Origin of the sequence: Paraglaciecola psychrophila 170, assembly GCF_000347635.1 — a bacterium.
In the GTDB taxonomy this organism is placed as follows: domain Bacteria; phylum Pseudomonadota; class Gammaproteobacteria; order Enterobacterales; family Alteromonadaceae; genus Paraglaciecola; species Paraglaciecola psychrophila.
The window spans coordinates 2,909,649-2,931,828 of sequence record NC_020514.1; the positions used below are offsets into that span (position 1 = coordinate 2,909,649).

The 22,180-nt window shown below is 39.4% G+C and carries 16 protein-coding genes; 4 read left to right on the forward strand and 12 right to left on the reverse strand.

The window, feature by feature from the left end; translation table 11 throughout:
* Positions 1-668: 668 nt before the first annotated feature.
* The 4 genes from C427_RS12725 to smc form a co-directional block, all read right to left on the reverse strand.
* The gene (locus tag C427_RS12725; RefSeq protein ID WP_007640047.1) at positions 669-1,001 is read right to left on the reverse strand and encodes a DUF3392 domain-containing protein; all 333 of its coding nucleotides are present in this window, start codon (positions 999-1,001) and stop codon (positions 669-671) included.
* Complete coding sequence (gene ligA / locus C427_RS12730; protein WP_007640045.1) at positions 1,002-3,041, reverse strand: NAD-dependent DNA ligase LigA; 2,040 nt, start codon at positions 3,039-3,041, stop codon at positions 1,002-1,004.
* Positions 3,042-3,121: 80 nt separating this feature from the next.
* Complete coding sequence (gene zipA / locus C427_RS12735; RefSeq protein ID WP_007640043.1) at positions 3,122-4,534, reverse strand: cell division protein ZipA; 1,413 nt, start codon at positions 4,532-4,534, stop codon at positions 3,122-3,124.
* A 53-nt stretch (positions 4,535-4,587) separates the two neighbouring features.
* On the reverse strand, positions 4,588-8,076 hold the full coding sequence (smc, locus tag C427_RS12740; protein ID WP_007640040.1) for a chromosome segregation protein SMC: 3,489 nt from the start codon (positions 8,074-8,076) through the stop codon (positions 4,588-4,590).
* Between the two features lie 196 nt (positions 8,077-8,272).
* On the opposite strand from smc, the gene cysZ reads away from it, so the two are divergent.
* Positions 8,273-8,995 (forward strand): sulfate transporter CysZ, encoded by a 723-nt coding sequence (gene cysZ / locus C427_RS12745; protein ID WP_007640038.1) that lies wholly within the window; start codon positions 8,273-8,275, stop codon positions 8,993-8,995.
* Positions 8,996-9,101: 106 nt separating this feature from the next.
* Here cysZ and C427_RS12750 read toward each other — a convergent pair whose 3' ends face one another.
* Positions 9,102-9,506 (reverse strand): hypothetical protein, encoded by a 405-nt coding sequence (locus tag C427_RS12750; RefSeq protein WP_007640036.1) that lies wholly within the window; start codon positions 9,504-9,506, stop codon positions 9,102-9,104.
* 148 nt (positions 9,507-9,654) lie between these two features.
* Positions 9,655-10,844 (reverse strand): IS3 family transposase gene (locus C427_RS12755; RefSeq protein ID WP_407636130.1). Its coding sequence is split into 2 segments (ribosomal slippage): positions 9,655-10,586 and positions 10,586-10,844, totalling 1,191 coding nucleotides; the frame shifts between segments, so codons are not numbered across the junction.
* A gap of 644 nt (positions 10,845-11,488) precedes the next feature.
* On the opposite strand from C427_RS12755, the gene C427_RS12765 reads away from it, so the two are divergent.
* Positions 11,489-12,052: a hypothetical protein gene (locus C427_RS12765; RefSeq protein WP_226991205.1), complete on the forward strand. Its 564-nt coding sequence runs from the start codon at positions 11,489-11,491 to the stop codon at positions 12,050-12,052.
* A 240-nt stretch (positions 12,053-12,292) separates the two neighbouring features.
* Here C427_RS12765 and C427_RS12770 read toward each other — a convergent pair whose 3' ends face one another.
* Positions 12,293-12,610 (reverse strand): hypothetical protein, encoded by a 318-nt coding sequence (locus C427_RS12770; RefSeq protein ID WP_226991204.1) that lies wholly within the window; start codon positions 12,608-12,610, stop codon positions 12,293-12,295.
* Positions 12,611-12,660: 50 nt separating this feature from the next.
* The gene (locus tag C427_RS12775; RefSeq protein ID WP_007640026.1) at positions 12,661-13,725 is read right to left on the reverse strand and encodes a 2-dehydropantoate 2-reductase; all 1,065 of its coding nucleotides are present in this window, start codon (positions 13,723-13,725) and stop codon (positions 12,661-12,663) included.
* 130 nt (positions 13,726-13,855) lie between these two features.
* Here C427_RS12775 and C427_RS12780 point away from each other — a divergent pair, with 130 nt between their 5' ends.
* On the forward strand, positions 13,856-15,103 hold the full coding sequence (locus C427_RS12780; RefSeq protein ID WP_007640024.1) for a GGDEF domain-containing protein: 1,248 nt from the start codon (positions 13,856-13,858) through the stop codon (positions 15,101-15,103).
* 10 nt (positions 15,104-15,113) lie between these two features.
* A complete protein-coding gene (locus C427_RS12785; protein WP_007640023.1) occupies positions 15,114-16,379 on the forward strand; it encodes a glycosyltransferase in 1,266 nt (421 codons plus the stop codon).
* A gap of 562 nt (positions 16,380-16,941) precedes the next feature.
* On the opposite strand, the gene C427_RS12790 is transcribed toward C427_RS12785, so the two are convergent.
* From C427_RS12790 to modF, 4 genes are all read right to left on the reverse strand, one after another.
* Entirely contained in the window at positions 16,942-17,949 is a 1,008-nt protein-coding gene (locus C427_RS12790) for a purine-nucleoside phosphorylase (RefSeq protein WP_007640021.1), read from the reverse strand.
* 39 nt (positions 17,950-17,988) lie between these two features.
* Positions 17,989-18,507 (reverse strand): thioredoxin family protein, encoded by a 519-nt coding sequence (locus C427_RS12795; RefSeq protein ID WP_226991202.1) that lies wholly within the window; start codon positions 18,505-18,507, stop codon positions 17,989-17,991.
* A complete protein-coding gene (locus C427_RS12800) occupies positions 18,508-20,085 on the reverse strand; it encodes an aminotransferase class V-fold PLP-dependent enzyme (protein WP_015430918.1) in 1,578 nt (525 codons plus the stop codon). It abuts the gene before it with no gap.
* Between the two features lie 221 nt (positions 20,086-20,306).
* Positions 20,307-21,752, reverse strand: a complete 1,446-nt coding sequence (modF, locus tag C427_RS12805) for a molybdate ABC transporter ATP-binding protein ModF (RefSeq protein WP_007640015.1) — start codon at positions 21,750-21,752, stop codon at positions 20,307-20,309.
* Positions 21,753-22,180 lie beyond the last annotated feature (428 nt).

A 22,180-nucleotide genomic window follows, 5' to 3' on the forward strand; every position in this document is an offset into this window, starting at 1 on the left:
AATTCGGCGTTATCAAGGAACGTACAAAATCTAAATACCCCGATTATTAAGCGACAATTAAAAATCATTCGACATATATAAGAATCAGAATAGATATCTTAATTATAATTTGCGGACTAGAAATGAATGAACTGCACCAAAAAATTTGATTTAACATACTGATTTGAAATTATCTGATCCAAAATACAACTTTATAATTGCCTCACTTACAAATTAAACGCATACATACAGGTTGTTGAAGCTAACAATGGGCAATGGCGTTGATACTATTCTAACAATTTTTTTAGTGGTGCATGAAACGTTACAATCACTTTGTTAAGTTATAACTGTGATTAAAAGCCGTTGTAATTAATTTGAACATGGTCTGTAAGTGAATATTTGGAGGGGTGATTTTATTCATTATGGGAACGATGAAAGTGAAGACTGTATTTTATTAATGGTTATTAGGTTTGGTATCCTTAGGTTTCAGGGGGGCTAGTAATAAATAAAATATCCAAGCTAACCAAGAGACAAAAATAATTAGCAATACCCATGCGACCTTTTCACCTCCCTCAGTTCGATTTGATTTTGCTACTAATATTATGGGTATCAACCAAATCAAAAATAATATTATTACGATTAATAAACCAATCATTAAACACTTCCTTAGTCTGTGTCTGATAAAAAATTTAAATATAACGCCTTTTCTCGGCCAAATATCCTAAAATTAAAAATACTGAAATAACAATCAATCCACGATATAAATTTGGCACCCACAAAATAAGCTGTTTTACATAAGGTGTGGCAAACACAACTAACAATCCGTATCCAAAAGCGCAAACCAGTACAAATACAAAAGTACGGATCACGAAATGGTAAGGGCTGATCATACGTTTTATATGTTTATTAAAAACATCCCCATACACCACTAAAATAGTGGCCAAAATCGTTAAGGCGATTTCACTATAATAGGGATGTATCCACTGGCTAAGCTGAGTTAATAGCGACGGTGTCAATCCCATCTAAATAAGCTCTCCAAGTTCAGTAAACATATCCAACATTTGTTGTTCATTAAGTACCTTAACGCCTAGTTCTTCAGCTTTTGCTAACTTAGAGCCAGCCTTTTCACCCGCTACTACACAACTAGTTTTAGCAGACACGCTTCCCGCTACTTTTGCACCCAAAGATTGAAGCATAGCCTTAGCGGCATTTCTGTCCATTTGTTCTAGAGTTCCTGTAAGCACAAAGGTTTGCCCTGCAAGAGGTAAAGAATCCACCTCTATTTTGTCAATTTTAGGCCAGTGTATCCCTGCCACTAATAATTCGTCGATTACTTGAACATTATGCTCTTCTGCAAAAAAGTTAACGACGTGCTGAGCCACAATTGCGCCTACGTCACTTACTTCTTGTAAACTTTCCAAATCGGCTTTCTTAATCGTTTCCAAATCACAGAAGTACGCAGCTAAGTTTGTCGCTGTGGCCTCACCTACTTCTCGAATACCTAGTGAATACATAAACTTAGCTAATGTGGTTTGTTTACATTTCTCTAGAGATTGAATTAAATTAGCAGCAGATTTTTCGCCCATCCGATCTAAATTAGAAATTTGCATAAACTCTAACTTGAAAAAATCCGCAGGTGTTTTGACTAATTTTTGGTCGACTAATTGTTCGATAATTTTATCGCCTAAGCCATCAATATCAAACGCTTTTCGCGAGGCAAAATGTTTCATTGATTCTTTAAGCTGGGCAGCACAATAAAGGCCGCCGGTACATCTTGCTACGACTTCGTCTTCAAGTTTTTCGATAGCTGAGTCGCAGATTGGACACGTTTCTGGAAACACTATGTCTCGTGCATTGTCGGGACGTTTATCAACAATTACTGACACAACTTGCGGGATCACATCCCCTGCCCGTCTGATGATCACGGTGTCGCCTATTTTTAAACCAAGACGTTGAATTTCATCTTGGTTATGCAATGTAGCATTAGATACGGTTACACCACCCACAAAAACGGGCTCTAACCTTGCCACAGGTGTGATGGCACCTGTTCGTCCCACCTGAAATTCAACATCTTGCACCACCGTCATTTCTTCCTGAGCTGGGAATTTATGGGCAATGGCCCAACGCGGCGCACGGGCAACAAAACCAAGCTGTTGTTGCAATTCAATGTTGTCAGCTTTAAACACAACACCATCAATATCGTAATTAAGTGCATCACGAATATTACCTAAATGCTGATAATAATCTAAACACGCCTCTGCACCTTGGGCGACTTGTAACTCTTTACTTAAAGGTAAACCCCAATCGCTTAACTGTTTTAATCTGGCTGAATGACTATCCGCTAATGGATATTGTTCGTTTTCGACCAAACCTAACGAATAACTAAAAAATAACAGCGGGCGCTTAGCAGTAATGCGAGAGTCCAATTGTCGTAAGCTACCTGCGGCAGCATTGCGGGGATTGGCGAACGCTTTTTTGTCATGCTCTACTTGAGTTTTGTTTAGTCGGGCAAAACCATCTCGGGTCATGATCACTTCACCACGCACTTCCAAACGTTCCGGGTAATTGTCACCGCGTAATGTTAATGGAATATTGCGAATAGTGCGCACGTTGGACGTAATATTTTCACCCACACGTCCATCACCACGTGTAGCTCCGCGAACTAATTTACCGTTCTCATATAACAAGCTAACAGCTAAACCGTCTAGCTTGGGCTCGCAACTATAGCTAATTTCAGCATCGTCTTTGAGCCTGTCTTGCATCCTTTTTTCAAATGCTAAAAATGAGTCTTTATCGAAGGCATTGTCCAACGACAACATAGGCACCTCGTGAGCCACCTGTTCAAATTCAGGTAAGGGCATATCCCCTACTTTTTGACTGGGTGAATCATCGGTCAATAATTCTGGATATTTTTGTTCTATTATCTGTAATGCTTGCATCTGCCTGTCGTACTCGGCATCAGGCACACTAGGATTGTCTAATACATAATATTGATAGTTACATTCTGCAATGCTGGTTTTAAGTAAAGCGAGTTGATTAATAATCTCTTGCGAGGCTGCCATAAAGCATTCCAGTAAAATAAAGTTGAGTTTTGCCCTGAATATTTATCCATGGGCAAAAGAATAGTATGGAGTTTAGTAGATCAGCTTTTTAATAAACGCTGACGTTCGAATTCTCGGATTTTTTCTACGTATTGTTGCAGACTTTGCTTGGTCAATAATGTACGTCTGCCATCGTATATTTGTGCTGAAAACTCATCTGCAATTTTTCGGGCTGCGTTGTGCATCATGTTAAACACTTGATGTGGCTCACCTTCAATTGGCAAAATCATAAATAACGAAATACCACCAGTAGTGAAGTTTTCAAGGTTATCAATGTCAAAATTACCCGGCTTGAACATATTGGCTAGGCTAAACAATACCGGCCCTTTGCCATTTGAATTAATATGACGATGGAAAATATCTTGATCACCGAATTTAAAACCCAAAGTGAGTAACATCGGCAGCAATGCAGATCCCGGAATAGGATTGTCGTCTGCAGACTTAACATTTAGCACTAACACTTCTTGTGGTTGCTCAGACTCAGCAGGCTTAGCTTTTAGTTCCTCTTTAGGCTCTGGTTTAGCAGTCGGTTGATCATCAAAATCGATATGCATTTGCTCTTCTGCAATTTTAGGATCACGACGTTTTCTAATTGCCTCAGCTTTATTTCGCTTAACCACAGTGCGAGCTTGTTCCGATGAACTTAGTTTTTCAGCTAGAGTGGCATGCGCTTTATCCTCTTCCTCTTTATTCTCAGACTCTTTAATCTCAGCCGCAGGGAGATGTGCCTTAGTTGGCTGCTCGGCTAAAGTGCTGGATACCTGTTCATTTTCATTCTCGGGATGTGACGCTTCTTTTTTTAATAAAAATGGGGGAGGCTCTGGCACTTGGTGATGATCATTAGTGCCAACGTTATGATTAGAAGCCCCATAAAAATTTGGGGAAACCATTTTCTGAGTCTTGTTTGATGAAGCTTTTTCTTGCTGTAAAATAGACACTGTTTCTGCCGCTAAAGAGGTATATTTAGAAGCATATTCAGGCTTGGGTTGTGTCACTACAGAAGCATAGATTTTACTGGACGCGACTTCAGGCTCGACTTGAACACTCGCTGTGGGAGCGTGTTCTACTGCAGCTTTATCAGCATCAACAGCCACTTTTACATGACTAGACTTATCAGCAGACACAACTCTCACTGTTCCTATGCCTAAATCATCAAACTCATTTTTAGGTGAGGTGGTGGTAGCTAGATCAGATTCAACTTCATCCTCCCCACTATCAAATTTAATATCAGAGTCTTCGTCAGAGTGGTTATTTTCATAATTTAACTCTTCGTCAAACCTATCATTATCAGACTGCCAACCGGAAGGTTGATATTCTTGATCTTTTTTATTTTTGCTAGCGTTTGCTTTCTTATCAGTATTTTTTCGAGAGAGCCAAATACCGTGAACGGCAAGACCCACAATCACCAAACTGCCTATTATTAACAACGACCAACGTAAACCATCTGCTTCCATTAACTTACTCGTACTTCTTTATTCTTCATTAAAAGGGGTAATGTATTTTGTGTTTAGGCTTGGGCAATTGCCACAGCTTCATCAACATCTACTGCAACCATTCGTGACACACCAGGCTCAGACATTGTAACACCGGTTAAATGTGTTGCCATTTCCATGGCTATTTTATTATGGGTAATAAAAATAAACTGTACAGTTTTTGACATTTCAGACACCAGTTTACAAAATCTAACCACATTAGCATCATCCAGAGGCGCATCCACTTCATCTAACAAACAAAATGGTGCTGGATTCAATCTAAAAATTGCGAACACCAATGATAAAGCGGTCAGCGCTTTTTCACCACCAGAAAGTAAATGAATTGTGCTGTTTTTCTTACCTGGGGGTCTGGCCATGATCGTCACACCTGTTTCGAGTAAGTCATCGTCAGTCAGTTCAAGATAAGCCGTGCCGCCGCCAAATACTTTAGGAAACAACAGTTTTAGGTCTTCATTTACTTGATCAAATGTTTCTTTAAAACGTGAGCGGGTTTCTTTATCAATCTTACGAATAGCTTGTTCTAAAATATCTAAAGCAGACACTAAGTCATCATTTTGGTCATCAAGATGTTGTTTTCGCTCAGCCTGCACATCATACTCTTCAACAGCTGCAAGGTTAACAGCACCTAGCCTAGCCACAGACGCGATAGTTTCATCTAATAGCGTTTGCCAGCTTTTTTCATCTGCGTTTTCGGGTAACGTGTCTAACACCGTTTTAAGACTTTGCTGCATTTCTTGTAGTTGTTCTAATACACCGTTAGCTCTGACGCGATAACCTTCACATTCAAGTTTAATGCTTTGCAATTCACTGAGCATTACCTGAATTTTATCAGTGACACCTTTTTGACCTTTTTCAGCTACGGTTAACTTTTCGTCTACAACGGCGAGTATTTCATTATCCGTTTGTTGCTGAATATCCAAAGTGTTTTTTTGCTGTAACAACTGTTGTAACGACTCTTGTTGGTTTTCTAGGGGCATAGCCAGTTCAGCAAATTCAGCCTTTAAGAAACTCAACTTTTGCTGCATGTTATTCAGCAGCTGTGCTTCACGCTGCTGATTGGCGGTTAACCCTTGATACTGGCTTTGTAAACTTTGTAAATGCAAAGCTAATTGGTGTAACTTATTTTTAGACACTTCTAGCTGGGTACGATTATCGGAGACTTTTTGCTGGTGCTGTTCGCGGATTAGCTCACATTCACGTTGCTGCTCTTGAAGAATTTCTACTGATTGTTCGAGCTCTTCTGCTTGCATCGATAACTCTTCAAGCTGTTGTTGTTCTTCTTCAGTAGTATTCTGTTGGCGCAGTAATTCTTGTGATAGGCGGGTGTTGCGCCCCATATTTTGTTGTTGCTGTTGTGCCAGTAATTGCCCTTGATTCTTTGCTTGCTGCAAATTGAGTTTCAGATGTTCAAATTGCTGTTTTCCTGTTTCTGCATTTTGATTAGCAACAACCAGTTTATCTTCAGCGTCACTAACCGCTAAATCTGCAGATAAAACTTTGAGTTGCACTAGTGCAAGTTGACCTTCAAGTTGATTAATCTGATTAGCGCGTTTTAATAAACCAGTTTGTTGATCAGCACTTCCTACGATCATCCAGCCCTTTCCTAACCAATACCCCTGTGGAGTGACAACACTTTGATAATTCTCTAATTCGGCTAACATCCCAAGTCCTTCTTCAAGACTGTTGGCACACATAATATGAGTTAACCAGCTTGGCACACCGCTGTTGTTAAGTTTATTGGCGATACTTTTATCAGAAATTGTGAGGCTGTGATTCTCAATGTAACTATCTTGAAACAACCAAGCAGAACCAGACAACTCGACTAATCTGCCCTGTTCAGTATTTTTTGGCAACACAATGGCACGCTGCCATTGCTGAGTAATAGTGTCGAATGCCTCCTCCCAGCCATGTTGAATATCTAAGGTTTGCCACCAGGGTTGGGTACTGAGTTGATGATTTTGAATAAATTTTTGTGAGGTTGTATCCAGATCACTGGTTTGTTGTAATGCATTTAATGCGGCTAACTGAGCTTCGATGCCTTGTAACTCACCTCTTATCTGCATTTGGCTTTGGGCAGCTTGTTTTAAACTGAGTTGTGCATCGTCCTGAATAGACAAAGTTTGCGGTGCATTTTCAGTACTTTGTTGTAACTGGTCTTCGATCATCAGCATTTCTTGCTGGCACGCTTCTATTTGTGTCACTAACTCATCGTCTATGACTTCGCCTAGCTCATCTTTAAGCTCACCAATACGCTGCTGTGTGCGCATTTGCATCGACATCAAAGACTGAATTTTACTATGACAACTTTGAGCTTGTTGTTTGCGCTGATTATATTCTAACTCTTGATTTCGCCATTGATGTTGTTGTTGGCTAAACTGCTCTTCCGCTTCAAACAAAATACTCTGTGATTGCTCTACCTGCTCTTCTGATAATTGTTTTTCTGGCTCTGCTAAAGCGAGTTGATCTGCTAATTCATCAATTTTTTGAATATTCTGCTGATGGTGGGTTTCATTATCACTAACAGAAATCTGCAGGGCATTAGATTCTTGCTCAATTTGCTGACGTCTTTGTTTAGTATGAATTTGATTCTGTTCGATGCGGGTAATATCAGTGCTTACCCTAAACACTTGTTGCTGAGTATCATTGAGCTGCTGCTTTAAATCTTGTTGCTGTTGTTTGAATTCAACAATGTCTTTTTCTTCATTGCGTTGAGTGGCGATGTAAGCTTCGATATCAGCATTTTTCTGGGCGATACTTATTTCTAAAGTATCGATTTTTTTACTCTGCTGTAACCAGCGCAAAGCGGCTAATTCAGCTTTGTAGCGACGCTCACTTTGTTTGAGTTCTTTGTAATGCTTTGCGGCAGTGGCTTGGCGTTGCAATTTTTCTAATTGTTGGCCTAATTCACTACGCACATCTTCTAGGCGTTCTAAGTTTTCTTTGGTGTGTCGAATGCGGGTTTCGGTTTCACGGCGTCGCTCTTTGTATTTTGATACTCCAGCCGCCTCTTCAATAAAAACTCTTAATTCTTGAGGTTTAGACTCAACTAAACGAGAAATCATGCCCTGTTCGATAATTGCGTAGCTGCGCGGACCTAAACCAGTCCCTAAAAATAAATCAGTCACGTCACGGCGACGACATTTAGTGTTGTTAAGTAAATAACTGGATTGCGCATCTTTGGTCACAATACGTTTAACCGACAACTCGTTGTAACCTGCATATTCACCTTGAATACGCCCGGATGAATTATCAAACACCAATTCAACGCTACACTGCGAAACCGGTTTACGTGCGGTTGAACCGTTAAAAATAACATCTGTCATGGAAGCGCCACGCAGATTTTTAGCTGAACTTTCACCCAACACCCAGCGCACAGCATCAATCACGTTGGATTTGCCACAGCCATTAGGCCCGACAACCGCAGTCATATCATCTGGAAAAGGTATAGTGGTTGGGTCAACAAAAGACTTAAACCCAGCCAACTTAATTTTTTTTAGGCGCATATAAAAATGGAGTTATTCCGAAAATTGTTATTATTTTTGTGTTTCAGAGATTGAATGTACCAAAAGTCACCAAGTGTAACAATTCTCGTTTTGACCCATCGTGCTAATTACGTATACTGCGCAGCATCATTTTTAGAAAAACGGTTGTTTTTCATTCGCTTGAAACATAAATAACAACCAGCTATACAGGTGTAATATGGATTATTTTTTTCAAGGTTTTAGATTAATTACAACCAAAGGTTTGAAACGCTTTGTGTTTTTCCCGTTGGCCATTAATCTTATCTTGTTTACTGCAGGTTTTTATTACTTATTTGGTGAAATCAGTAGCAGTATTGTTTGGTTAACCGAACTCATTCCTGATTGGAAATGGCTGAGTTGGTTAAAAGATGGCTTGAGTTATATTATTTGGCCCATTGCTGTTATCACTATTTTATTAGTATTTGCACTAACATTTGGTACCTTAGCTAACTGGATTGCTGCACCCTTTAACGGATTGTTAGCCGAAAAAGTAGAACAACACCTAACAGGCCAACGCATGGACGACACTGGTTTAACTGATGTATTTAAAGATATTCCCCGCACGTTAGGGCGTGAACTATCAAAACTCACGTATTACATACCCAGAGCCATCGGCTTTTTATTGTTATTTTTTATATTGCCTGTGTTCGGACAAGTATTATGGTTTTTATTCTCAGCTTGGATGATGGCCATTCAGTATTGTGACTATGCCTTTGATAATCACAAAGTGTCATTTAGAGAAATGAAACACGTATTGCAAGCCAACCGCTCACAAAGTTTTAGCTTTGGAATTACTGTTAGTGTGTTCTCGCTTATTCCTATTGTTAACTTTTTAGTTATGCCGGTAGCCGTGTGTGGTGCAACGGCTTTATGGGTCGATGAGTTAAAAGAGCAGGTTTAAAATAACGTAGTTAGTTATTAAGATAACGAAGATTGATAACATCACTGGGGCTATGGGTGAAGGTTAACTTCTAATCCCAGTGAACATTACGTTTTAAATGGCAGTTTTACGCAAATCTTGTTTGCTTACTAGATGCAAACAACCAAGCAAAAAACAGCATAAACACAAAATCATTAGCACCATAGATACTATAAAAAATGCCTGCCAGAACATCAATGGAATAAAGCGAAGATAGACTGTTATCCATCATCCACCGAGTCCAAATAACAACATAGACAAGTTTCTCAATCGCAAACACAGCGGCAAGCCACTTTATACTAGACGTTATAGTGGCTGCGCCTATGTATGCTAAGCCCCATACTACAATCATCAAAAGACCGAAGTTAGACATCACAATGGGGTCTGCATGATTAATGGCGGTATTAGTAAACCCTAGTGAAAACAAAAGTACACCGCCAATATTCAATAGACCTGCAGCAAGCAATCCGTTTTTAACTAATGTTTGGTTCATGAACATCCTAATGATTTTAAAATAAGTGACAGCTTTAGATAATAATCTATGATTTTTTTATCTCCAATAATAATTGGCTTATGATACATATTGAATGATTTAATACATCAGAATGGCTTTAAGGATGAGGTGTTATTGATTGAAGTGATCAAGTTATTTTGGCCACAGGTTTATAGTATTTCCAATACCGATATTCCGATTCATTCGGCGTCAATCCACCGTTGTATGAATGCGGCCTAATTTCACTGTAATAACCAATTATATAATCACTGATACAGTGCTTTGCTTCACTAAAACTGTAATAGCCGGTTATCGGTATCCATTCCGTTTTTAAGCTTCTAAAGAAGCGTTCCATTGGGCTATTATCCCAACAATTACCGCGTCGACTCATGCTTTGTGTCAAACGATATCGCCACACTAACTGCCTAAATTGGCGACTTGTATAGTGACTTCCCTGATCGGAATGGAACATGACCTCTTTAGGTCTTCCTCGACTTTCATAAGCCATGATTAATGCCTGGCAAGTTAAGTTACTATCGGGCGAATGACTCAACGCCCAGTCAACAGGTTTTCGTGCAAATAAATCCATAACAACCGCTAGATAAGCCCAGCAATTACCCGTCCAAATATACGTCACATCGTCGCACCACAATTGGTCTGGCTGTGTTACTGCAAACTGCCTATCCAATGTATTGGGGATGGCTACATGCTCTTGTGTCGCTCTTTTATAAGCATGTTTCGGCAGCTGACAGCTGACTAAATCAAGCTTCTTCATGATGTTACCAGCGCGATAACGAGACAATGGGTAACCATTATTGGTTGCCATGATTGCCACTGTTCTTGCGCCAGCTGAGCCATTGCTTTGACGATGGACTTCTTTTACCTGACTGTGCAATTTAGCCGTTTCTGGTGTAATGCGTTTATCTCGCTTAAACCAGTATTTATATGTGCTGCGGTGGACTCCAAATACCTCACACAAAAATTTTATTGAATAACGGCGTGCATCGCTCTGACTCAGTTTCTCGATTACCGAGAGTTGTTCATGGAGTCCGACATCAACAGAGCGGTAGCCTTTTTTATAATCTCCTTTTCCAATTCAAGTCGTTCATTACGCTTCTTCAACTCACGAATTTCAAGCTGTTCTGGCGTCATGGGTGTTGGCTTCACACGCACACCTTGGCGCTCTTGTTGAAGTTGTTTCACCCATTTGCCAATGGTTGAAAACCCCACTCCCATGGCTTTAGCTGCTTCGTCATGCGTGTAACCTTGATCGACAATTAATTGGGCTGTTTCTAATCTGAATTCAGGACTAAATGTCCGTCTTGTTCTTTTACTCATCTTTGGCACCTAATCTTGCTATGCTGATAGCATAACATCTCTTAATAGGTGGCCAAATTAACTATGCCACTTCACCCAATGACTCTAAACTCAACTAGAGTCATACTCTTGATGGCTTAAAAGCATCTAAAGTTTGAATGGCATCTTATCTTTCTAAGGATTAATTTCAATTACTATCATCAAACCAAAGGCTATATGTTTTTAGGAGGTATATCCATAATAAGTATGGTCAACAAATCAACAATAACGCATCAAGCATTAGACATTAGACATTATCGTTTTGTTAGCCATTACAGTGAGACCCATAGTAGCCACTGGGGAATACATGCGATGGAAAATCTATAATGACTTCCACTCTTTTAGCTAAATATTCAACATTAGATCGACACATATCACGTCAGAAAAACTCAGAAAGCGGACAGTCGAGCGCTAAACCTGACGGAGATGCTTGTGCCATTAGCGGTTATTGCAGACTTTTAATAGACGTCTAAATTTTGCTATGTGATATATTTTAAAAAACTAATTGTTCGTTTTGATATTTCAGAGATATAAGAGTTCTATGTGCGAATTCTAATAATCGTGTTTGGGTAAAAGATAATGTGATTTACTACGTTGGGCATCTCACTACGGTATTAAGTAATGAGGTGTTCCAGTTATATGAAGAGAATAAGGCTATCAATTTAATAGCTATTCAAAGTAAGGGGGGAGAAGTAAATAAAGGATTAGATTTGGGTTCATTTATATATTCAAATGTCCCACATGTGAGAGTTGACTCTTATTGTTTGTCTTCTTGTGCTAACTATGTGTTTACGGCAGGAAATGTTAAATATGTGAGTAGAAATTCGCTTATTGCGTTCCGCGGTGGTGCAACAAGCGAATCGACTGAGAATGATACATTTTTAGAACAACGCCCTATTTTAAAAAGAAAAATATTGATCGATAAATATAAAAGCTACAGAAAAAAACTTATCATCAGAGAAAAAGAATTTTTTGATTTTATAGGTGTTCAGCAAAGAATTACGACCATTGGTGAGAGCAATAATTTTTTACCCTCGTGGGAAGCACAGTATGTTGGTTGGTATTATACAAAAGGCAGCCTTAGTAGGCTTGGAGTAAAAGAGATAGTTGTGAATGGAGGCAAATGGGAACCCATGGAATCTTTAAATGAACTGAAGTTTTTTAGGATAAGAGAAGAAGACGTTTTCTAAATATTCGATAAACGAAGTATTCCGAATTGATGTTATCTGGGTTGTTTTCAGTGCGATTTATGATTTTTTAAGATTATGGTTATCCCTGAGCTCCTTTCCCTATCGCTTAAACGACGATTGTTCCCTTAACAACTCTCCCAGCTTCTGAATAAACATTTTCACACCGTTGTCTTTTGTGCGGCCAATGGTGAGCTTAGCTTTGCTGTTAATCTCGATGCTTTTTCTAGTGACAATGCCATTTCAACTCACAACTAGATCGGCGGTGATTTTCATTGTTGAGCCTTGTGTGTCTTCGAACATGGCAATCTGAGTAAAATCTATGTGTATTTTGGTTTGGGCTGATGGTAAAACCCGCACGTCTGACTTATTAAGGGATTGAATTAAAGATTCACTGAAATTATCTTTATCGATGTCAGTAAATAAAGGTTTAGTTTGTGTGTGAGCTGTTGAGTCAGGATAATTTAAGGATGCTATTTCGATAATCATTAACCCCTTAAACTTGCCCATATCGATGGTTTGTATGCTGCTATTTGTGAAGCTGAGATTTTGCTTACTCAAGGAACAACCGCTAAAAAGTAAAACGAAAAACACAATCCAGACCACATATTTCATTTTCCTGATACCCAGTTTAAAAGTACTTCTGCCGAGATGGGCGGTTTTTGCTCTTGTGTTAAGCTTTTGATGTCACTTAGCTGTCTTATTAAATCACTGATTTTTTCATTAGCAGGACAGGCAATATTTAAGCTTTTAGCATGTTTTAGAATTGCACCGTTTATATGCTCGATTTCTGTTGGTTTACCTTGTGACACATCCCAGCACATGGATGAAAGGACGTTAGGGTCAATTTCCAACATTTTGTTAGCCACAAGAGTGAAAATAAAATTAGGTAACCGTAATACCATAGGTATTTTGTGAGCAGAAATGACGGTCACTTTGGGCAGTTTAATATCTAACGCATCAGCTACTTGCAAACACTCACCCATTAGCAAAGCGATGACTTTGCGATAACCCCGCTGCTCTAACATGGCTTTAACTGGAATGTCTGCTAATGCATTAACACTGTTGCCCAAATTCAATTGTAATTTTGCCCATAGCAGTGCATCCATATTTGTGGTGCTGCTGATGGGTAACAATTCTGACTGTAATGCCATGACCAAGGTACTGATCCCGATTTGTGACTGGGGTGTCTGTTCAATGGTCAGCTTACCTTCTGAGCCACGATGATAATGCCCCGGCGATATTTCAACTACATTAAAAGGTATCATTACTCTGAGTACCATATTGTCAGGATAGGCTTGTTTGACAGCAGCTTCTGAACCCAATCCATTCTGGCAACATAGAATAATGGTTTGTATATCGACTAACGGGGCAATATCTAAGATAGCTTGTTTAATCCCAATACATTTAACTGTTAGCCATAAAAACCGTGCTTTTTTGACTGTTGAATCAGGTGAAGATAGTTGTTTATCATCCTGTACATCAATTTTTGGTAATACAGCTTGATGGTCTTGATAATCAGTGAGCTTAAAACCTAACGTGAGTTTGGACTTTGTGGTTACCCGGCAAATTAATGTTGTTTGAAATCCCTGAACACTGATTGCGCCGCCTAGATAGCAACCAATGAGTCCCGCGCCAAAGATTGTATGTTGCTCCCACGGGAAGAAATCTGTCATTGATGCACTGCACTTAGTGATAAGTATTTAATAGATTATCACAAACCGTTAGGCCTGTTGACCTTTTGCCGCTGTGTAAATTCACTTACAATAGCGGTGTGTGTTTATACATTTTTAATCGAAGTGAGTGTTGTCATTGACTACTAAATTGTCGCCCCTGTTGTCTCGATTGACTTATTTTTGTTGGTTGTTCTTCCCCCCGTTACTTTTTTTTAGTGCTTTATTTAGCGTTTATTTTTTCAATACTGAGTTGTTTAAAAACTGGCTAATTAACCTTTGGTGGATGAGTTATGTCAGTTTGGCTATTGCGGCGATTATTGCTTGGCAGTTTGGTCGAAGCAGACTGGTTTATGCCTGTTTACTACTTTTTCTTGTTGCCGCTAATAAAGAAATAACACTAACACCAGAATTATTAGAAGCGAGATACAGCGGGATCTTGTTTAGCTTTGTATTTTTGCTGTATAGCAGAGATAAAGGATTTTCCACTCTAAACTTGTGTTTCAGTTTAGCTATTTTATTACTTTTATTTGTGTTGAGTTGGTTAGCTGTTCCAGCTTTACAAGTCGCCAGTCAACCCTGGTTAACCCCTATAGACAGCCTACTATTTCAACTGTCACCGGAAATACTTAGCGTCATAACAACTTTTAATATGGCATTGCTAGTCGGAGCTTTATTACTAGGCTTGGTTAGGTTATTTCTAAAAACCGATAACACCCATAACGCTTTATATTTTGCCTTGGGGTTAAGTGCTTTCATACATATTGATAGTGATCCCAAATTTGGGCTGCTCACCATAGTCAGTTTAGCGAGCTTGTTCTGTTACTCAGTACTCAAAGACAGCTTTACTATGGCTTTTAAAGATGAACTAACCGATATCCCCTCTAGACGCGCATTGATGCAATATGTGCAAACCCTTGGGCGTAAATATACTGTGGTGATGTCTGATATCGACCATTTTAAAAAGTTTAACGACACCTACGGCCATGATGTTGGCGATGAAGTATTAAAACTAGTGGCCAGTAAATTACACAAGATAACTGGCGGTGGTAAAACGTTTCGTTTTGGTGGCGAAGAATTTATAATCGTTTTCCCAAGAAAAACATCAGCAGAAGTGATGCCTTTTGTCGAAATGGTTCGCCTAAGTATTGCTGATTACGACATTGCCCTTAGAGCTAAACCGCGCCCTCCTAGACCTAAGAAGACGTTATCAAGAATAACACCCGCCAAAGAAAAAATAGTAAAAGTCACAACCAGTTTTGGTGTTGCTCATCGGACCAAACAACATCCAGACTTTGCCAGTATTATGAAACAAGCTGACATCGCCCTGTATGCGGCCAAAAAAGGCGGCAGAAACTGTGTCAAGTTAGCGAAACAATGAGTTTTAACCTATGAGCATTGAGAATAGTAAAAAGTTACTGGTACTGGGTTACGTATGGCCAGAGCCCAATTCATCGGCTGCTGGTAGACATATGTTGAGTTTACTAACGTTGTTTGTGCAGCAAGGTTGGCAAGTCACTTTTGCTAGCCCTGCCTTGCAAGGCGAACATAAAGTAGATTTAACAGAGCTGGGTATCGACGAACAAGCAGTAACAATTAATTGCAGTAGTTTTGATGATTTCGTTAATGAACTCAACCCCAGCATAGTGCTATTCGATCGCTTTATGCTTGAAGAACAGTTTGGATGGCGGGTAGCCAAACATTGCCCTGATGCATTGCGCATACTCGATACCGAAGATTTACATTCACTTCGACATGCAAGGCATCAAGCATTAAAACAAAATAGACCATTAACTCCAGCAGATTTGAGTAGTGATGTGGCTAAACGTGAAATTGCAGCTATTTTTCGCTGTGACTTAAGTTTGATCATTTCAGACTATGAATTTGAATTACTCAAAAACCATTACTCCGTGCCCGAACATATTTTACTACACTGTCCCTTTATGCTGGATTTGCAAAACGTTACACCATCAGCAAACAGTTTCTTAGACAGACAACACTTCATCAGCATTGGTAACTTTCGCCACGAGCCTAATTGGGACGCGGTGCTTTTTTTAAAACAAACCATTTGGCCCTTGATACGCAAACAATTACCTCAAGCCGAGTTACATATTTACGGTGCATACCCGCCACCAAAAGCCACACAATTACACAATCCCAAACAAGGTTTTTTAGTTAAAGGCTGGGCAGAGGATGCCAAACAGGTCATGCAGCAAGCCAGAGTCTGTTTAGCCCCGTTACGTTTTGGTGCGGGTATAAAAGGCAAGTTAGCTGAAGCGATGTTTTGTGGCACTCCAAATGTTACCACCAACATTGGGAGTGAAGGCATGAATATGGGGCTTGACTGGTCTGGATTAACAACAGATCTAACTCAGTTCGATAACCAAGAAAACAGTGCCTCAGATTTTGCTAAACATGCGGTGCAACTCTATCAAAACGAAGCCTTATGGCAGCAAAAACAACAACATGGTTACCAGATTATTAAAACCAATTTTAATAAAGAAGAAATCCAAACAACGTTACTGGCACGTATTGTAGATATTCAACACAACTTAAACAATCATCGTTCAAACAACTTTATTGGGCAAATGTTGCAACATCACCAACTTAAGAGCACCCAATACATGGCTCAATGGATTGAAGCTAAAAACCGTTGAATTGTATTTATCTATAATTTAGTTGCCCGATTTAAAATCCTAAGTGATATCAAATCGGGCTTAGTGCCGAGAGTGGATTGCGGTCGTAGGATAAATTAAAAGTGACTGATGGCAGTTATTATAAACAGCCATTTAGTTGATATGTTTATTATAGGCTTTTGATATTAATGGTTGATATCCTAATAGCGGAAGGGCCGGCAAAACGGTCATTTAAGAGTTTAGCTACACACTTCAAATACAGACTTACTAAGATGTATTTGAAATAACATTAACCTCCTACTTCCAGATATCAGACATTTCAAATCTAATTTTAGTTATGATTAAGATTACTTAATTTAACAAACAGTACCGCAGAATTATTTCCCCAATTTGTTTTTCATCAAACTAAGAAAACTTTAAAATCAAATGATTACAGTAATTTTTTATGATTATTAACATGTCGCTGCACCTTCATCCTTGGTATCTAAACTTCTAGACTTATTTCAGCCAGTCTTCAATTGAGCTTCCATTTAAGTGATGCTAATTATTGAGTTAATTAAGTAAAATACCTGATGTAAATATGTTATGGATTAGTGGGTACGCTTTCTTTCCAAACAACCCAATTTTTAAGAATATGGTCTGTCACGATACTTCCTACTAATACAATATTTTCAACTGTTTCGGCAAAACCACCAGCTGTTTCTCCGGGTGCGGGGTCAAGGTGTTCTAGAGTAGTTTCGTTTGGGTTACCTTGATCAAAATTGACGGAACCTCGCAAACTTAAAATTCTTTGGGTACCGTAAATTCGGCTAATGACCTGTGTTATCGCCGCGGCTTCCATTTCAGTTGCGATATAATCATCTGCCTCATATAACTCAGATATATATTGCGCTTGTTTTGACAACCCCGGTCCATGAAAAAACGTATCACCTGTCATATGCGTTCCCTTTTGTACTTTAGGTAATTGCCCTGCTGCATTCTGGGGGTAACGTTTTCGATAGGCTTTTGCGCCCGGTGAGTCTTTTAGTGTTATATCTTTAGTTAAGGCCATGCTCCATGAAACCAATAAGGGGTTAAGTTGATAACGGCGAATACTTTCGTATCCTGTACGAGGCATAAAAGTCGGTTCCCCTGCCTTACCTTCTTCTGGTGCCCAACGATGACCTAAGTCATAATCAATTAGCCAACTGCCCCATGTCACATCACCTATGGTGCCTTTTGATGGTGGTGTGCCCCCCACTCCACTTAGAATGAAATAACTGCTCGAAAAATCAAATTTTTCGTTTAGTAAAATCGCTTGCATTGAAGCAGATGACGCCACCTTGCCCATCCCTAACACACCGCCACATATACCATCGTTATTACAATAAACAGGCTTGAGTGCACCTTTCACATCAAAAGGGTGACTATTGCTAAAATAACGTTCATACCAGAGCTGAAATTCACCGGCTTTATCGCCTGAATTCGCGCCGATTTCAAACATAGTAGCAATAAATACTTTTACCTGGATAGGTTTGGTACTGGCAGCAACGTGGCTACAAAATAAAAATGAAGAGAGTAAAATCAAAGATAATAATTTGTGGATATTCACAAGCATTCCCCAGTCGTTAGACAGTGTTAATAGTTCGGGTTAAGGATTAATAGCTTTAAAATGGTGGATCGTCTCAAGCACTTGCTCAAGTGTTTTTAAAAAGGCTAAGGGCTCATAATTGATTGGTAACTGGACTAATTTTTCACCACTGGCATTGAGTATCAACAACGTCGGAAAACCAGTGACTTGGTAGTTTTGCATAAAAGTTTTACCTTCTGGTGACTCGTACTCTATTCGAGCATAAACAAACTCTTGATCAAGCTGTGTTTTGACTTGTTCATCAGAGAACACTTGTTGGTCTAGTTTACGACAGGATGGGCACCAAATAGCTGACATATCTACTAAGACTAATTTATTGGAGCTTTTGGCTACCTCTAACGCTTGAACTAAGCTACGGATCTCTAAACCAGTTTGATCTATGGCTTGTTGCCCAAGATAACTCTGAATCGTTCTATTCCCGTAATACCCTAAAACAGATATCAATATAATAATCCCGCACACATCTAATACTTTTCTAATGGGAGAGCGCGTCTGGTCTTCCTTATTGTTTGTTGACATCTAGACCTCTCTATCTGACGATTGAAATTGACAGTATTCAGTAATTTTATCTACTACAGCAGATAATCCATTACCTCTAGATTGACTGAGATGTTGACCTAAACGTAATGTTTTTAAATAATCAGCTAAGTTAAAATCTAATACTTGGTTGGCTGTTTTGCCTGACAAAGCTTCGAACACTATGGCTAACAAACCACGAACAATTTTGCTTGGCGAATCACCCTCCAATACTAATGCGCCTTCTTCTATAAAACACCTAATCCATACTTGGCTTTCACACCCAGACACTGCTGAAGCATCTGTTTTATATTGGTCTTGCAATCGAACTAACCCTTTACCTGCTAACATCAGCTGTCTGTAGCTTTGATCCCAGCTTTTGGCCTGTTTAATAGACTCTGCAATCGGCGCAAGCTTTGTTGGTTTATGTTCGACCGATGAGTCAACAATCGCCAAATGATTGGCAGGCTCAGTTAACAAACTAATACATTCGGTAAGTGCAGCACCAAAGGCGTGAATATCAGCACTGGTATTGTAAGCCGCCATAGACACTCGAATGGTACCATCGATACCCAGCGCCTCCATCAAAGGCATGGCGCAGTGATGCCCTACCCTAACGGCAATATTGCGTTTATCTAACAGCACCGCTAAATCGTAATGACTGACGCCTTGCACGGTAAAAGACTGCACACAAATACTATTGACAATGTCACCCCATAACCTAACTTGTGGGATAATTGACAACGTATCGAGTAACTGTTGATACAAGTTGTGCTCAAGTCCTAACAGCGTAGTTCTATGCTGTTGAATAAACTCACTAGCAACACTGATACCTAACACCCCAGCAATATTAGGTGTGCCTGCTTCAAACTTTAATGGTGGGGGTTGAAAAGTAGTGTGTTCGAAACTGACTTTTTGAATCATCTCACCGCCAAGTTGATAGGGTGGTAATTGCTCCAGCAAAGCATACTTGCCATATAAAACCCCGATGCCAGTAGGACCAAACATTTTATGCCCGCTAAACACATAGAAATCGCAATCCAACCGTTGCACATCCACCGCTAAATGACTGACAGCTTGCGTACCGTCTATGAGCGTTAGGGCCCCGAATTCTTTGGCTTTTGCAATAATAACTTCAATGGGATTGATGTTGCCCAGAGCGTTAGATACATGGCCTAAAGCAACCAAAACGGTACTAGAATTAATCAATTGCAATGATTCTTTAAGCTTTAACACACCATGATTGTCCACAGGCATGACTTGAAGTTTTAGATTTAATTCTTGTGCTATTTGCTGCCAAGGCACGATATTAGCGTGATGCTCTAGGGCTGATATTAGAATACTGTCACCTGCTTTAAAGACACTTTTAGACAACCCACTGGCTATAAGGTTAATACTTTCCGTCGCCCCTTTAGTCCACACAATTTCTTTGTGACTCTTTGCGCCAATAAAGTGTTGGATATGCTTACGGGATTGTTCAAATTGTTCGGTGACACTCGCCGCCAACTGATGACTAGACCGATGCACATTGACCGTGCGCTCTTGATAGTAATGTTGAGTCACATCGATAACCGACTGCAACTTTTGACTAGTAGCAGCGCTATCCAGATATACCCAGTCTTGTGAGCGAGGATTTGAAAAAAGGGAAAGTATTTACGTAAAATATTGGATGACATCGATTATAATAAGACAAATAAATTTTAGCTTATGATTGTTGTCAATCAAAAGCAGATTAGCAAGACATTTAAACTGTATTCAAGCACACAATTAAAACAAGTGACGTTAAGTAACATGACATACTATCAAACGTTAAAATCCGTCATCAACAAATGATGTTTAATACTCGGGATCACATCCTCTTGATGATGATTCACGTATAGCAATGTAGTACGCCCTTCTCTTGCGAGTAAATCAATTAAAGCCAATACTTTTAGACGATTTATATCGTCTAAACCATTACTGGCTTCATCTAAAATTAACAAAGCGGGATGTTTAACCATTGCACGGGCAATCAATGCTAAACGTTGATCACCAAAGGACAACTCCTGAAATGGTGTAGCAGTTTGTTTGTCTAGTCCCATAAGCACTAACCATTGTTGAGCTAATGTTATTTGATTTTTGGTAGCTTGCTGATACAAACCAATACTGTCGAAAAAGCCCGATAACACTACATGTAACAATGAACAATTCACTCGATAATCTAAATGAAAAGCGTTAGACAAATATCCTATATACTGTTTGATTTGCCAAATGCTTTCACCACTGCCTCGTTGATAACCAAACACGTAAATATCGTTTACATAACACTGCGGATGATCGCCGGTGATCAAATTCAATAAGCACGTTTTACCAGAGCCATTTGGACCGGTGACCTGCCAATGTTGCTGGGGTTGAATGATCCAATTCAAATGACTAAAAACAGTATTCTCAGCGTAGTTCACCTTCGCATTGGTTAACTTCACCAATGGCGCATCAACATTTAAAGGATGGGGTGCAAAGCTATCGCTATCTTTTTCTGGCAATACTAGGTCTGGCTGCTGCATATGACACAGCTGACTAATATGGGTGAGTTGTTCAGCCAAATCATTATTAACGGGTGTCTGCCACTGAATACTTCCTGACTTCATCAGAACTAACTGCTGACAAAAGCTCGGTACTTCGCTAAAACGATTGAGCACAAATATGAAAGTAGTCTGAGTAGATATTTCCAATAGTAACGCATCAAAGTCAGCGCAGGCTTGTTGGTCTAATCCATCCCATGGTTCGTCAAGGATCAATAATTCAGGTTGACTCAATATTGCCTTTGCCAAAAGTAGTTTACGGGTTTCTCCAGTAGACAAAGCACGAAATGCTCGCTGTAACATGTCTTTAAGCGCAAAAACACTGATTACTCGTGTCAATAATGTTTTCTCAATATCATCAGAGCGCAAACCTTCCAGTAGTATTTCTTCAACTGTGGTGGCTATGGGAATGATATCTAAAATATCAGCACAATCTTTTTGCTTCTCTGATTCTATTAAAATTTGCTGTTGCTCAACCGATACCCAAGCAACATTAGAAGCGACTTGTCGCTGCCCATTTAATAACTCTCCATGACCAGCTATCATCGCCGCTAGTGCAGATTTACCCGTCCCGTTTGGACCCAGTACAACAGTGTGTTGCAATGGTTTTATTATTAAGGAATCGATATTTAAATGGAAATGTTCAGCAAACAGAGCATGACAGTTTTTTAGTGATACTAACGACATAAATCTAAACGTTAAAAAATTTGTCGTATCCTACCAGAAAATTTTACTCGTTCATCATTAAGACGGAATTTATGCATTTATTGTAACAACAACGTGTAGAGTTAATTTAGCCTTCACAGCGGCTTACTTTTGCTGTTTGATACTATGCAAGCATGCATAGTATCAAACGCCGATGAAATACAGATCACTATGTCATCTCGAGGTCAAAATAATCAAGTTAGGTATGCAACAGGTTTGTGAGAATACCTATGATGTTATTTCACTCCATCTAAGCCTTTCAGATGAATGTGTGCAGCTTTCAAAAATCTGGTCGAAATGGTTACTGCTACATTAATCGTAAGATATTGTTTGCCTTCAAACTAACAAGGATTAACCTGAGTACAGGTGTTAAGCTAGGTAAGCCCTTTAATTTCGTAAGGTGGCATTGC

Excerpts from the sequence above, each read along its gene's own strand:
- C427_RS12725 (WP_007640047.1), bottom strand. The coding sequence starts at position 1,001 with ATGGGATTGACACCGTCGCTATTAACTCAGCTTAGCCAGTGGATACAT.
- ligA (WP_007640045.1), bottom strand. The coding sequence starts at position 3,041 with ATGGCAGCCTCGCAAGAGATTATTAATCAACTCGCTTTACTTAAAACC.
- zipA (WP_007640043.1), bottom strand. The coding sequence starts at position 4,534 with ATGGAAGCAGATGGTTTACGTTGGTCGTTGTTAATAATAGGCAGTTTG.
- smc (WP_007640040.1), bottom strand. The coding sequence starts at position 8,076 with ATGCGCCTAAAAAAAATTAAGTTGGCTGGGTTTAAGTCTTTTGTTGAC.
- cysZ (WP_007640038.1), top strand. The coding sequence starts at position 8,273 with ATGGATTATTTTTTTCAAGGTTTTAGATTAATTACAACCAAAGGTTTG.
- C427_RS12750 (WP_007640036.1), bottom strand. The coding sequence starts at position 9,506 with ATGAACCAAACATTAGTTAAAAACGGATTGCTTGCTGCAGGTCTATTG.
- C427_RS12775 (WP_007640026.1), bottom strand. The coding sequence starts at position 13,725 with ATGACAGATTTCTTCCCGTGGGAGCAACATACAATCTTTGGCGCGGGA.
- C427_RS12785 (WP_007640023.1), top strand. The coding sequence starts at position 15,114 with ATGAGCATTGAGAATAGTAAAAAGTTACTGGTACTGGGTTACGTATGG.
- C427_RS12795 (WP_226991202.1), bottom strand. The coding sequence starts at position 18,507 with ATGTCAACAAACAATAAGGAAGACCAGACGCGCTCTCCCATTAGAAAA.
- modF (WP_007640015.1), bottom strand. The coding sequence starts at position 21,752 with ATGTCGTTAGTATCACTAAAAAACTGTCATGCTCTGTTTGCTGAACAT.